At 63.0% G+C, this 12909-nt stretch carries 12 protein-coding genes and 1 pseudogene; 9 read left to right on the plus strand and 4 right to left on the minus strand.

Annotated elements, in window-relative coordinates:
* Positions 1–11 precede the first annotated feature (11 nt).
* The 3 genes from ACFXN1_RS42365 to ACFXN1_RS42375 all read left to right on the plus strand — a co-directional run bounded on the left by ACFXN1_RS42365 (position 12) and on the right by ACFXN1_RS42375 (position 3637).
* Entirely contained in the window at positions 12–821 is an 810-nt protein-coding gene (locus ACFXN1_RS42365; protein ID WP_379443741.1) for a hypothetical protein, read from the plus strand.
* A 97-nt stretch (positions 822–918) separates the two neighbouring features.
* On the plus strand, positions 919–2520 hold the full coding sequence (locus tag ACFXN1_RS42370) for a phytoene desaturase family protein (RefSeq protein WP_379443739.1): 1602 nt from the start codon (positions 919–921) through the stop codon (positions 2518–2520).
* A gap of 67 nt (positions 2521–2587) precedes the next feature.
* Entirely contained in the window at positions 2588–3637 is a 1050-nt protein-coding gene (locus ACFXN1_RS42375) for a spirocyclase AveC family protein (RefSeq protein WP_379443737.1), read from the plus strand.
* A 93-nt stretch (positions 3638–3730) separates the two neighbouring features.
* Here ACFXN1_RS42375 and ACFXN1_RS42380 read toward each other — a convergent pair whose 3' ends face one another.
* Positions 3731–4369, minus strand: a complete 639-nt coding sequence (locus ACFXN1_RS42380; protein ID WP_379443736.1) for a TetR/AcrR family transcriptional regulator — start codon at positions 4367–4369, stop codon at positions 3731–3733.
* A gap of 132 nt (positions 4370–4501) precedes the next feature.
* On the opposite strand from ACFXN1_RS42380, the gene ACFXN1_RS42385 reads away from it, so the two are divergent.
* The 3 genes from ACFXN1_RS42385 to ACFXN1_RS42395 are packed head-to-tail and all read left to right on the plus strand — an operon-like array spanning position 4502 to position 8003.
* A complete protein-coding gene (locus ACFXN1_RS42385) occupies positions 4502–6130 on the plus strand; it encodes a phytoene desaturase family protein (RefSeq protein WP_379443734.1) in 1629 nt (542 codons plus the stop codon).
* 14 nt (positions 6131–6144) lie between these two features.
* The gene (locus ACFXN1_RS42390; RefSeq protein ID WP_379443733.1) at positions 6145–6915 is read left to right on the plus strand and encodes a hypothetical protein; all 771 of its coding nucleotides are present in this window, start codon (positions 6145–6147) and stop codon (positions 6913–6915) included.
* Positions 6916–6926: 11 nt separating this feature from the next.
* On the plus strand, positions 6927–8003 hold the full coding sequence (locus ACFXN1_RS42395) for an LLM class flavin-dependent oxidoreductase (RefSeq protein ID WP_379443731.1): 1077 nt from the start codon (positions 6927–6929) through the stop codon (positions 8001–8003).
* Between the two features lie 132 nt (positions 8004–8135).
* Here the strand turns inward: ACFXN1_RS42395 and ACFXN1_RS42400 are convergent.
* A pseudogene (locus ACFXN1_RS42400) lies at positions 8136–8267 on the minus strand (IS3 family transposase); the annotation flags it as partial.
* A gap of 484 nt (positions 8268–8751) precedes the next feature.
* Positions 8752–9168 carry a universal stress protein gene (locus ACFXN1_RS42405; protein WP_379443730.1) on the minus strand — a complete coding sequence of 139 codons (417 nt, stop codon included), beginning with the start codon at positions 9166–9168 and terminating at the stop codon, positions 8752–8754.
* 290 nt (positions 9169–9458) lie between these two features.
* Between ACFXN1_RS42405 and ACFXN1_RS42410 the strand changes: the two genes are divergently transcribed.
* The 3 genes from ACFXN1_RS42410 to ACFXN1_RS42420 all read left to right on the plus strand — a co-directional run bounded on the left by ACFXN1_RS42410 (position 9459) and on the right by ACFXN1_RS42420 (position 12492).
* Complete coding sequence (locus ACFXN1_RS42410) at positions 9459–10103, plus strand: TetR/AcrR family transcriptional regulator (protein WP_379443728.1); 645 nt, start codon at positions 9459–9461, stop codon at positions 10101–10103.
* Positions 10104–10348: 245 nt separating this feature from the next.
* On the plus strand, positions 10349–11422 hold the full coding sequence (locus ACFXN1_RS42415; RefSeq protein ID WP_379443727.1) for a spirocyclase AveC family protein: 1074 nt from the start codon (positions 10349–10351) through the stop codon (positions 11420–11422).
* A gap of 302 nt (positions 11423–11724) precedes the next feature.
* Complete coding sequence (locus ACFXN1_RS42420; RefSeq protein ID WP_379443726.1) at positions 11725–12492, plus strand: hypothetical protein; 768 nt, start codon at positions 11725–11727, stop codon at positions 12490–12492.
* 228 nt (positions 12493–12720) lie between these two features.
* On the opposite strand, the gene ACFXN1_RS42425 is transcribed toward ACFXN1_RS42420, so the two are convergent.
* Positions 12721–12909 (minus strand): hypothetical protein (locus ACFXN1_RS42425; RefSeq protein ID WP_379443724.1); only part of this gene is annotated, 189 nt, incomplete at its 5' end.

Below are 12909 nucleotides of genomic sequence, written 5' to 3' on the forward strand. Positions count from 1 at the left end.
GGAGATCTGGCATGGATGCCAAGTACCCCATCTATTCGATTGGTTCCGGTCAGGTCCTAGCGGCCGACCTCATATTCGGCGGTCTGGCCCTGGTCTCGCTGCTGTATTGCGTCCAGGTGGCGCGGCGTCGGCGCACGATCTGGCCGGTCGCGGTGTTCGGTGGATCCATGCTGCTGGTCTTCTACGAGCCGCTGAACAACCTGCTCGCCCACTGCGCCTACCCGACCGGACCGGGCCAGCACGAGATGCTGACCTACTTCGGCCAACACGTGCCGTGGTCGACGTGGTTCATCTACATGTTCTATTTCTCCTACGCGGTGCCCGACCTGATTCAGCGGCTGGATCGAGGCATGACGCCGAAGGCATTCGCTGCCTACTACGCCGTGGTTGTGGTCGTCTGCGCCGCGTTCGAGCCGGCGTTCGCCAACGTTCACGGGCTTCGCTGGTGGTACTACTACGGCGACAACCAGGCCTTCAACTTCACCGGCCTGCCGATGTTCTGGTGGTTCGCCAACGCCATGGTCGTGGTGGGCATGGCGGTGATCTTCCATCTGCTGAAGAAGCACATCTTCACCAATGACCTGCAATCCCTGCTGTTCATTCCGCTGGCTCCGCTGGTGCTGTTCGGCGTGCACGGTTCGGCGGCCACTCCGGTCTTCATCGCCATCCCCAGCACCGACAACAAGCTCCTGACCAGTATCGCGACGCTCGCGACCGTCGCCATCAGCCTTCTGTACGTGTGGCTGATGTCCAAGGCCGCCTGCATCCGCGATCTGCGACCAGTCGCGGCGGCCACGAAGCCCACGACAGTGAGCGCCTGAGCCCCGCTCCATGACACGGAGCCTGCGGTCGGCGAGTCTTCGAGGCTCGCCGGGCCGGGCTCGCCAGAGGCCGTCGAATACCTCAGTAAGGATTGAAATGGGCGTCCCCAGTTGGGATTACATCGTCATCGGTGCAGGGCACAATGGATTGAGCGCGGCCTGCACATTGGCAGAGGCCGGGGCGTCGGTGCTGGTCGTCGAGCAGCTGTCCATCATCGGCGGGCTGTCGGCGAGCTTCCCCTACTTATCCGAGGCCCCTGAACATGTGCTCAGTCTCGGGGCCATGGACGACATGTTCATGTCGTCCACATCGCTGGCCGCGGATCTGGGGTTGGCTCGATATGGCTACTCGGCGACTCGGCTGGATCATCCGTACGGCTGGATCGGTGAGGATGGCGAGACGCTGCTGCTGTTTCACGATTATGAGCGGACTCTGGCCGACATCCGATACTTCTCGCCCCAGGATGCGCGAGCATACGCGGAGCTGCGCCCCACGCTCGACTGGATCCTGGATGCGCAGCAAGCCGTGATGACCAGCCATCCGGCGCGGCTTCCGAAGAAGGAGCTGGTGCGCAAGCTGCTGCAGCTGGCGCCCAGCCGAAGGCTGCGCCGGACGTTGGGCCAGATCTTGACCACGAATCTCGTCGAAATGGTCGCGGAGACTTTCGAAAGCGACCAGATGCGGGCCTTGTGCACCTATTGGGCGAGCATGATCGGCCCGATCGATCTCGACGGAGGCGGCTTCTATTGCGTCGGGCTTGCCGCGGTCCACCGCAAACCGGGGGTGATGCGCCCTCGCGGCGGCATGGGTGGCTTGATGAATGCCTTCGCCGGGCATCTGGCGGCGCACAAGGGCGAGATTCGTACGGGTACCGCCGTCGAGCGGATCCTCGCGGACGAGCACGGCGCACGCGGAGTGCGCCTGGCCGACGGCACGGAGTTGTTCGCCGAGCACGGTGTTCTCGCGACGTGCGCGCCACAGATCGCGCTGGGCAAACTGCTCGACGACGGTGTGCTCGACTCGGCCACGCGGGCCAAGGTTGCGATGCTCCCCGCCAATGCCAACAACTCGGCGACGTTCAAGATCGACATGGCCGTGTCCGCCCGAGTCGGCTACCCGGCCGCAGAGGCCCGCCGAAAGCTGCGCGACGACGCGGACATTCGCCGTACTGCACTGATGACCGGCACATTCGAAGACCAGATCGCCCAGCTCCGCCAGATCAAGAAGGGCGCCACTCTTCCGTCACCCCCGGTGTACATGGCGATTTTGTCGGCGAGTGACCGATCGCTCGCACCCGACGGCCAGGACGTCTTGTATCTCGCATCGAATGTTCCGGCCGAACCCGTCGGCGGCTGGCCCGCGAACAAGGAGGCGTTCACCGAAACCGTGCTCGGCTCGGTCCGGCGGTACATGGGTGGTCTGGACGCTGAGATCGGGCGAGTTGTCATGTGCCCGGCAGATTTCGAGGAACGGTACAACGCTCCGCGAGGCACCTACTTCCACGTAGACATGACGCCGCTTCGACTGGCGATGAACCGTCCCGCGCGGGGTTTGGGTGGATACCGGACTTCGGTGCCGGGGTTCTATCTGGCGGGTGCCGGCACCCATCCCGGCGGTGGCGTCAGCGGTTGGCCCGGGCGGCTGGCCGCCCGTACCGCGCTCGAAGAACGGTCCGAATCCGGCTGCGCCGCACGCTGATTCGGAGGCACTCGATGTTCATCATCCGGGCCACGCGCCCGGGCCGAGTTGTCCGCTAGGAGGACCAGTGACGACTTTGCAGACCACGCCGACACCGCAATCTGCCGGCACAGCACGTCCGCGCGAGGTGCCGGGTGCGGTCATACTCGCGGTTATCGGAGCCCTCGTCGTGGGCTACGCCTTGTGGACGTGGGGAGCTTGGCTCGCCGCCGGGCCTGCTCAAATTACCGGACACCGGGATCCGCACGATGTCTCATGGTGGGTGGCCCGGGCCTACGAGATGATCATGCTCGTCGCTGTTGTGGCCGTGTCGGTCCACATCGTGCGGGCTTGCCTGCGCGAGCGGAGACTGGTCTTCGACGCGGTCATGGTTATCGCCGGGTTCTTCACCCTGTTCTGGGATCCGATGGTCAACTGGATGCAGCCGAACTTCATGTACAGCTCGCAATGGCTGAATCTGAACACGTGGACCGGGTATGCGCCGGGAGTTGTCAACCCCACCGCGAGCCAAATGCCGCAGCCGGTCTTCATCATGTTCATCTACCCGTTCGGTCTCCTCGCCTTCGCAATGGTTCTCAACGCCGCGATGTCCTGGGCAAAACGGGTTCGGCCGCAGATCAGCAATCTCGCCTTGCTGGCCTTCTCCTATGCGTTCGGCACGGTGCTCGGCATGGTTCTCGAGGCTCCCGCCTTCCTTTCCCACCTGTGGGCCCTACCGGGTGCTCCGAACACTTTCGCCCTGTTCGGTAACGGCCACCGTTACCCCTGGGCGGAATATCTGACGACGGGCGTTGTCTTTACGACATTCGCCTGTGTGCGCTTCTTCAAGAACGACAAGGGCCAGACCGTAGTCGAACGCGGAGTCGAAGGCTTCGGCACGGGTTGGCGAACTGCCGTCCGCATATTGTCGACCACGGCGATCTTCGCTATGTCCATGTGGGTTCTGCTGCTGGTACAGATCCCGGCCGGCCTCCACTCGTCGCCTTATCCGGCGGACTACCCCGGGCACCTCATCAACGACCTGTGCAGCGTTCGGCCGGACCAGCCCACCACCTATGGGCCGTGCCCAGGTACGCCAGGATTCCGTATGCCGGTCAAGCAGACGTTCGGGCGGTAACCGATCCAGCGGGGACCTCGTCGCGGCCGGGACCGTGGTGTAGTTGTGGCGCCCGATCGCCGACTGATGCAACTGATTTCAGGTGCAGGACACTCAGTCGGTGGCCGGGCGACCAGTGATGCCGTACAAGCACAGGGAGACGATTTCATTCATCAGTCGGTCTGGCGATGCTCCCTTGATTTCATCCGACAGAAACCAGTCATCGTAGACGGCGGTGGAAACGATCATCGCGGTGGCGACAGCGAGGGAGACGGAATCATCGAGCGGGTAGCCACGAGCCATGGCGCCCAGTCGTACCACTCGTTGTACCCGACCAAGTGAATTGGCGAATCGACGACTTACTTCTTTGGCGAGAGTCGCAAACGTTGGATCGGCGTGTTGCGGGAGAGTCATCAGTTCGCGAAGAAGATGGCGATGGGTCCGGGCCACATCGTAGACGGCGCGGACATAGCTATCTGCCATTGCCGCGATGTCGGCCTCGACGACTGTGCCCTCCCATCGTGTAACCCAGTCCTCGATTGCATCAGTGAATGTCGAGACTACGGCGACGCGGAACAGTTCCGATTTCGAGCCGAACTGGGTATAGATGAGCGACTCGGACACACCAGCCTGACGAGCGATGTCCTTCGTCTTGGCGCTGTACCCGATGTCGGCGAAAGCCTCTCTGGCTGCTTGAAGGAGTCGTTCGCGCACCTCCTCCGACGATCGTCGGAGTGCAATCCCGTCCCGCATCGAGCGATGTTAACACGCCTCCTTAAAGAGCGGCACTACACAAATTGACTAGTAGCGCTTGACTGCGCGACTCTGGCGTGCGAATGTGGTCGCGACCACATCGCTCGACCACGTCGCTATCGATAGGTGCAGATGAAGATGGACTTCGACGCTGTCGTCGTAGGAGGAGGGCACAACGGCCTCATCGCCGCTTGCTACCTGGCTCGTGACGGGTACGAGGTAGCCCTGGTGGAGGCCGCGGAGCAACTCGGGGGGCTGAGTACCTCGGGTCCTTACATTCCGGAGGCTCCCGAGCACGTTGTCCACCCGGCCGCTCTGGACTTCATGATGATCCGCAGCACTTCGATCGTGGAGGAGCTGGGCCTGACCTCGCACGGGTTGTCACTGATCGAGGCCGATCCGCCGTACGGCTATCTTCATCCCACGGGCGAGAGCGTGATGTTCTGGCGCGACCCTGCTCGCACCATCGATGACATCGCGCGGTTCAGTCGCTCCGACGCCGATAGCTACGCTCGGTTCGTCGAAGTGCTCGATGGGATCCTGGAGATCGGTGTGCCGTGGATGCGGACAGATCTCATGCGGCCCGACCCGAGGGAAATCGCTCGCTCTCTGCGCGGGCTCGGTCGTCATCACAAGAACGTCGATGACATCATCGCGTTCTCGCTGTCGAGCGCGGAAGCGCTGGTGCACGAGTACTTCACACATCCGGCGACCATCGCTGCCGTATTGGGTCTGGCGGCCGGCTCGGCTCCTCCCGACGCCGACGGTAGTGGCTTGGCCGCACTGGTAGCGGGGATCCTGCACAGGGTCGGTTCGAGCCGGGTCCGTGGCGGCATGCAGAACTTTGTGACCGCATTGGCCCGGGTCTTCGAGTCCGCCGGGGGGACCGTTTTCACCGGTACTCCGGTGGAGGAGATCGCGGTGAGCGGAGGCGCAGTCCAGGGCGTCCGGCTCGCAGACGGCCGTGGGCTGCGGTCGCGTGTCGTGCTGACAACATGCGATCCCAAGCAGACGCTGGGCGAACTGCTTTCGCTGGGCGACATCGACCACCGCACGCGTGTACGTGCGTCATATATGCCCAGCAACGCATCGGGCTGCGACGTAATGAAGATCGATTTGGCGTTGTCAGGGCAGATCAGCTTCCCATCGCATGCGCGTCCGGACGGACTCGATCTCCGTAAGCCGTTGCTCATGCTCGGTACTGCTGAAGAAACGATGGAATCGTTTGCCGCCTCTCGTCGGGGCGTGCTGCCGACGACACCGCTGGTCTGGGCAGCTACCCCATCCGGTTGGGACCCTTCTCTGGCGCCCCGGGGCCAGGATGTGGTGTACCTGTATCCCGCTGCCGTGCCGCGGGAGCCGCTCGAGGGTTGGCCGGCTGTTCGTGACGAAATGGTCAAGCGGACTCTTCATCAGGCCGGGCGGTTTATCGACGGCCTCGACACACTGACGTTCGCGTCACGTGTCGAAACGCCCGACGAGCGCGCACGCCGGGCTCGCACCACCGGCGGCGGCAGTTTGTTCCACATCGACTTCGGCTTGCTACGGAGCGGACCGCTGCGGCCGGCCTGGGGATTGGGTTCCTACCGGACCCCGGTGGAGGGGCTGTTCCTCGGCGGCTCGGGCTCGCATCCGGGTGGCGGCGTTACCGGATTGCCGGGCCGATTGTCGTCGAAGCGCGCGGCGCGCTACCTGTCGAAGTCCGGGGATCGTCGGCGGTGGATACCCGGTGCCCAGCTGACACAAAAGTTCTCTCGCTGAATGCAGGAGTGATAATGACTGTCGAAAACAAGAGTGACAACAGAATTCGCAGCTCGATAGATACCAAGATTCAGCTGATCTGTCTCTGGTCGGGTCTCGCATTCGTCGTGGTCTACCTAGTGTTTTTCTTGGGTGTTGCACGATGGGTTCCCCCGCAAGCGCCGTCGTGGAGCGTGGACCAGGTCGCCGCGTTGTACAACTCCCATCGAGCGGCTATTCGCGTAGGGCAGCTCGGCGCCATGGTCGCCTCGTTCCTGCTCTTCCCCTTCTGGGCGGTGATCAGTAAGCAGATTGCCCGGATCGAGCGCGGCCGCATGCCGGTGCTGGCGCTGATTCAGTTCGGCGCGGCTGTCCTGTTGCAGGTGTACTTCGTGATGTGCAGCATGCTGTGGCTGATCGCGTCCTTCCGAGCGGAGTTGGAGCCCTCGACAGTGCGTCTGCTCCACGACGCCGGCTGGTTGATCTTCGTCATGGTATTTCCCGGCTACGTCCTGCAGATGGCTTGCATCGCGATCGCTTCCTTCTGCGACCGCAGTCCGAATCCGATCTGGCCGCGCTGGTTCGGTTACGTCTGCCTGTGGATCGCCCTGTCCGGGTCCGGTGGCGGTCTCGCCGTGTTCTTCAAGCGCGGGCCGTTCGCATGGAACGGGTTGATCGGCTTCTACCTGCCAATCGGGATGTTCGTGATCTGGATCTCCTGCATGACCTATCTGATGCACCGCGGCATCCTGCGGCAAGCAACGGAAGAACACCAGGACGAGCATTCGGCTGTTCCGGCCGGATAGTCCGCGCGGTATTGGAAAGCGTTGGAAATCGAAACCAGAAAGGGACAATCGTGACTGTAACGAGAAGCCGCCTCGGAGTGTCGCTACCTATGCTGAACCAGCCCTATACCAAGCTTTCCGAACTCGCCGCGCTCGCGGACGAGGCGGGATTCGACTCGGTATGGGACTACGAATTCTTCCGAAATCCGTTCATCGCGCACGCGCTCAACGCTCGCGCCACCGAGAATGTCAAACTCGGCACCGGGCTGGCGACCGCGATCAGCCGAACCCCGTTCGAGATGGCCAACGCTGTCGCCGACGTCGACGAATTATCGTGCGGTCGAGCGATTCTCGGGTTGAGCACCGGAGCAGCGAGCTGGACGGATGCATTCAACGGCGGCGATGTCAGTCACGCGCTGCCGCGTATGCGGGAGTACATCGAGATTTTGCGACTCGTGTGGCGGCACTTCACCGACGGCGAGCCGGCGCACTATCAGGGACAGTTCTACAACTTCGAGACCCCTTTGATCAATCCGTGGGGTGTGCGGGAGCTCGAACGGCCTGACATTCCGATCTATCTGGGTTGCTTGAAGGAGCGGATGCTGCAAATGGCGGGGGAGGTAGCCGATGGTGTACTGACCTACTTCGTCACCCCGGAGTTCATCACCGGCCACGTCCTGCCCAACATCACCAAAGGGGCCGAGAAATCGGGGCGCAACCCGGCCGAAGTCGATGTGACAGCCTTGGTGCTGTGCAGCGTCTCCAGCGATCGTAAAGAAGCCATCCGTCGAGCCCGCATCAACGTCGGTAATTACGCGGCCTTCCCGGTCTCCGCCACTCCGATCGAGTTCATGGGGTTGACGGAAGACCGAGACTATGTCGTCAAGAAATTGTTCGAGGAAGGACCCGCCGCGCTGGAGACGGCCGTGTCGGACGAATTGGTGCGTCGCTTCTCGATCGTGGGTACTCCGGACGAGGCATGTGAACAACTCGCCGAGTACGACGGAGTGTTGCCCCACATCGTCCTCCACACCCCCTACGTCCCGCCGATCGCTCAGGCGGACAGCGAGGACGCCTTCCGCACCATGGTGCGGACTTTCGCCCGGTGAACCTGTGCGGTGCGCCGGCGGCATGGGCAGCTGGCGCACCGCATCAACCACAGCTCGGAGTTCCTTGCCGACGAACTTTCGGCCCCCCAATGTCCACGCAGCCCGGCTGCCGTCCGGGGAAGTTGCGCCGACTTCGGAATAGGGGTTGTCGTTGGACACCCGCGGCCTCGAGTGTGAGTGGGTGACCTCGAGATCGGCGAGCAGCGCAGCGACGGTTTTGCTGGTCATCGAGGTGCCCCGATCCGCGTGCACGACCTGTGGGATGCCGTGGCCGAAGATCTCCTTCATCAGTTCACTGGGCATAGGCCTGCAACAGGGCCAGATCGACAGACCGAGAGCTGTTGAGGACCTCCAGGATTCGGCGTCGCTTTCCAGCGGGCTCAGCTTGTCGGCCGGATCGATCGCCGACCGCGCCCCGACCGCTGCGGAGGCGTTGCCCCGGCAGAGCGGCCCCACAGAACCCATGCGCCATTGTGGTCGCTGACCCTCGAGGCCCTCGTGCTGGTCATGAAATATCGATCCGTATCTCGCCCCGCGTCAGGCCGATTTACTCTGAACCAATGGACTCGACTCAGCCTGACACGCAGGGGGCCGGCGCAGATCCAAGACGTACGCGAGGCCGATGTGCTCTGGCTGACCTCTAGTTGATCAGTACCACTCGGTGGGAACCGTTCACCGGTGCCGTGTGTAGGGATTGTGACCGATCGATATCGGTCGCGGTCATGACGGTATCTGGCGTGGGGCGTGGTCATGGAACGACGGTGACCGGGCATTTCGCGCGCTGCACCAGCCGGGTCGATACCGAGCCGAGCAGCCGGTGGTACCAGGCGCTGGCGCGGCCGACGACGATGCTGTCCGCCGTGTGCTCGTCGGCCAACCGGGCCAGCTCGATCGCGGCATCTCCCGGGCGCGCGGTGAACGACCAGGGCACCGGCGTGTCGTCGAGGATTTCGGCGGCCATCGCGTGCGCTGTGATGATGCTATCTGCTTGAAATTCAGCCGTCGTACCGGCGCACAATGGTGCCATCATCGTCAGGCAGTTCATGGTGGTGAGTGAGGTGATATGGGCGACCAGCAGATTCGCGCGGAGGCGATGGGCCGCGCCGGCCGCGTACGCCAGCGCGTGCTGGCTGGGCGGGGAGGTATCGAACCCGACGACGATCATCGGGGTATGTGCATAGTCATGCCGGTGGGGGTGTGGTTGGGTTTGCTCAGTCACAGTTGGCCATCTGTCTGAGAGGTGGTGCCGGCGCGTCCTGACCTGGCCGGTCGGCGAAATTGGTGTGTTCGCCCATACCCTACCGACATTCGGCGAACTGCGACACTGCGTCGCAAAAAATTTCGGCTGCTATCCAGCAACTGAGTGGAGGCGACTGCCGGGCTTGCGGATCGAGCCGGGTTGGCGAGTAGCTCGCCCCGACGAACCGACGGGCACACCCACTAGACTCCGCTGCCATGCAGCACCCAGATCTCCGTGCGCGGACAGGTCCAACCGACAGCGGACGGGCCAGGACGCTGGCCGCGGCTCATGAACTGTTCGCCACCAACGGATATCGGGCCACCACGACCAAGGAGATCTGCCTGCGCGCAGGCGTCGCGGAGACGACGCTGTTCCGCAACTTCGGCTCGAAGGCTGGCCTGTTCGAAACGACGATCTTGGAATCCTTCAACCGGTTCGTCGATGGCTGGATCGCGTCCTGGCGGCAGTTCTCTGCCGACAACACCGTCCAGGACATGGCGCAGCGACTCGTTGAGGGACTGTTCAAGCTCGTGCGCACCGACCGCCTCCTGTTCCAGGAACTCATCGAGGCCCGCGCTGACCCGGGCAACGACCTGCATGCGTCTGCGGTCGCCGTCAGCACCCGAATCCGCGAAGGCCTACGCGCCGTGCATGACGTCGGCCTCGAAATCGCCGAAGACCGCCACCTGCCCCATCTCGACCCGTCCGCAACAATCATGTCGGTCGCCGCGATGATCATCGGTTCGGTGATTCTCGAAGACTGGATCGTCCCCCTCGGCGTGCGCACGCCCGGCCAGGCCCGCCTGATGCAAGAGATGGCCATGCTGATCACCCACGGCATCTCCGACCGACCCGACTGAGCGCAGGTCCACCAACCGATGCACCCTGCGTCCGGCTAATTGTTCTGTCGTGCATGTCAATTGACGCGATACGCCGGAATTGTCCGGCCATCGACGCTAGTGGCACTAGCCTCATTGGAGCCGATCACGCCGCGTACGCTAGTGACGCTTGCATTTTTGAGAGAATCGGGCTCATAATGCTAGTGGCACTAGCGTCGATTAGGTGGGCGCGGAGCTGAAGCTGGCGGCGATGAAGGGACGGCACCGTGGCGACGATCAACAGGGGACGAGTCCGCGCCCCCTCGGGCGAACTCTTTCGTGCCCCGCAGGCCGCTCCGCCGCGGCCCATCTTGTGGTGGGCCCTCGCGGGGGTGGCGCTGCTGGCCTTCCAGGTTTTCGTGCTCGCCAGATGGGTCTTCGGGCCGCACTTCACCTCCACCGATCCGGGGCCGGACAAGCTGCCGCAGTGGCAGTCGGTGATCTTCACCGTGCTGCAGATCGGTGTGCCCGCAGCTGCGGTGGTGTTGCTTTATGTCTGGATTGTCAGGCCGTGGCGAAAGCAGGGACGTCTGAGCACCGACGCGATGATCGCCCTGTCTGCGGCGATGGTGTTCTTCTGGGACTTGTGCATGAACTACACCTCGGTGTCGTTGTTCTATAACTCGCATCTGATCAACCGAGGTGCTTGGGCCAACGGTTCGTGGCCGACATGGACGAGTCCTAACGCCAACAAGTTGCCCGAACCGCTTCTCATCGTCCCGCCCGCGTACACGGCTCTGGTGTTCTCGCAGGTGATCGTGATCTTGTGGCTGTTGCGCAAAGTAAAGGCACGCTGGCCGCGCATGGGCATCGCCGGCACCATCGCCACCATCTTTGTCGGCCTGACGATCACCGATACGTTCGTGGAGGGTCTGGTGCTGCGCACGGGTGCCTATGCCTATCCGGGCGGGATCCGCGCGATCACCTTGTTCGCCGGTCACACTTACCAGATCCCGATGTCGGAGACGGTGCTGTTCGGCGGGTTGGGGCTCGGCGCGATCGCGTGCCTGAGCCACTTCCGCAACGACAGGGGCCAGACAGTCGTCGAGCGGGGTCTCGACACGCTCGCGCTGGGCGCCAAAGGCAAGCAGGCGGTTAAGTTCTTCGCCATCTACGGCGCCATCCACCTGGCGTTCCTGCTGCTCTACATGGTTCCGCAGCAATGGTTCGCCACGCACTCGGATCCGTTCCCGGCCGGTTACCCGTCCTACATGGTCAATGAAATGTGCGCCGCCGGGGCGGACGGCCACACCTGCCCCGGACCAGGGGTGCCGATGCCCCGACCTCCCCGCAACCCATGACAGCCAGGTAAGCCGATGCGACATGTGAACCCTTGAAATGTTGAGTCTTTCGCATTCGCCCGGCCGAGGTTGCGGACGGTCAGATCCGTTCCGGCATTGGCGATTACGACCTGAGAGGTCGCTCATGAGACCGCTGTCGGACGGTGAGCCCACCGACACCCCAGCAAGCCACATGGCCCGACAACATCGCGAACGCGATCTGATCACGGCGCCCCATAGCGTCGATGCTCAGGTCTCCGAATTCCACTGCCGCCCTGGCAGTCTGACGACAACCCTCAATTCAACGACGTTGGGAGTGCACGATGCGTGCTGACGGTTTCAGCCCGAGAGTTCTCAAATTCTGCGCCTACACAGGACTCGCGTTCGCATTCTTCTGGCCGTTCGCCGCAACCGTGGTGGCGAACTTCCAGTACATCTTGCCGCCCTCGGCGGCAGACTCAGCCGCGAAAGTGGTCGCCGAATACCTGGCCAACACCACCCGCATCCGCGTAGCGACGGTCATCTTCATCTTTTCCAGCATTCTGTACACCACCTGGAGCGTCAGCATCATCCAGATGGTCAGGCGCCGTGAACGCCAATGGCCGATCCTGTTCAACATCATGATGGTCGCGGTCGCCTGCGAGGTCGTGGTGGTGATGTTCATCGGGTTCTTCTTCGGCGCTGCCGCGTGGCGCCCGGGTGAGACCAGCCCCGATGTCACTCAGGCGTTCAACGATCTCGGTTGGCTGGGTGTGCTTTTCACCGGCGCTCCGTTCGCACTGTTCCAACTCGCCTTGGCCGCTTGCATTCTGATGGATACCAGCGCCCGGCCACCGTTCCCGCGCTGGTCGGCCTACCTGAACATCTTCTCCAGCTTCTTCATGTGTGAAGCGTGCCTGCTGCTGTTCTTCAAAACCGGCCCGTTCTCACAAAACGGCGTACTGGTGTTCTACGTGCCGATGATCGTGTTCTTCGTGTGGATCATCACCTTCTCGATCCTGACGGTGCGGGCGATAAACGCCGAGGCTGCCGCGGGAGAATCCTCGGCTGAGGTGTCGGATCAACGGGTGGCTGCCGCAATGTCGAGCTGACGACGTCCCGTAAGGTCTGCGGTTCGCCAGCGTTCGATGCCCAGTTCTTCGAGGCGATCGAAGGACGAGGAAGAACCGCACGGCGTGGCCGTGCTGTTCCCAACAGCCGTACCCGTCGGGACGGATGTGGTCAGCTGCCGGGTACCCACGGGCCGGATCATGACGTCCGGCCCGTCTGCCAGCACCGTGCGGTTCGTATGCTGGTCCGATAGGCCCACAGGGAAATGATCAGGCTCGGCGAATTGCCGGGCCTGCGTCGTGCGAGGTGATCACGATCGTGCGTTCCACCGGGCGCTGACCGGCAATGCGCGGACCGACATGGTGAATCGCCTGTAATTGTTTGGGGTGGCTGGCCTGGGGCTGGCTGGAAGGGTGGGTGCTGGCTTTTCGGGTTGGGTGTGACTCGTGAATCGTCTG

This window comes from Nocardia sp. NPDC059154 (assembly GCF_042755705.1).
In the GTDB taxonomy this organism is placed as follows: Bacteria; Actinomycetota; Actinomycetes; order Mycobacteriales; family Mycobacteriaceae; genus Nocardia.

What these genes read in the sequence shown, in the direction of transcription:
- ACFXN1_RS42380 (WP_379443736.1), bottom strand. Translation starts at nt 4,369, where the DNA reads ATGCGGGACGGGATTGCACTCCGACGATCGTCGGAGGAGGTGCGCGAA.
- ACFXN1_RS42370 (WP_379443739.1), top strand. Translation starts at nt 919, where the DNA reads ATGGGCGTCCCCAGTTGGGATTACATCGTCATCGGTGCAGGGCACAAT.
- ACFXN1_RS42405 (WP_379443730.1), bottom strand. Translation starts at nt 9,168, where the DNA reads ATGATCGTCGTCGGGTTCGATACCTCCCCGCCCAGCCAGCACGCGCTG.
- ACFXN1_RS42365 (WP_379443741.1), top strand. Translation starts at nt 12, where the DNA reads ATGGATGCCAAGTACCCCATCTATTCGATTGGTTCCGGTCAGGTCCTA.
- ACFXN1_RS42410 (WP_379443728.1), top strand. Translation starts at nt 9,459, where the DNA reads ATGCAGCACCCAGATCTCCGTGCGCGGACAGGTCCAACCGACAGCGGA.
- ACFXN1_RS42420 (WP_379443726.1), top strand. Translation starts at nt 11,725, where the DNA reads ATGCGTGCTGACGGTTTCAGCCCGAGAGTTCTCAAATTCTGCGCCTAC.
- ACFXN1_RS42385 (WP_379443734.1), top strand. Translation starts at nt 4,502, where the DNA reads ATGAAGATGGACTTCGACGCTGTCGTCGTAGGAGGAGGGCACAACGGC.
- ACFXN1_RS42390 (WP_379443733.1), top strand. Translation starts at nt 6,145, where the DNA reads ATGACTGTCGAAAACAAGAGTGACAACAGAATTCGCAGCTCGATAGAT.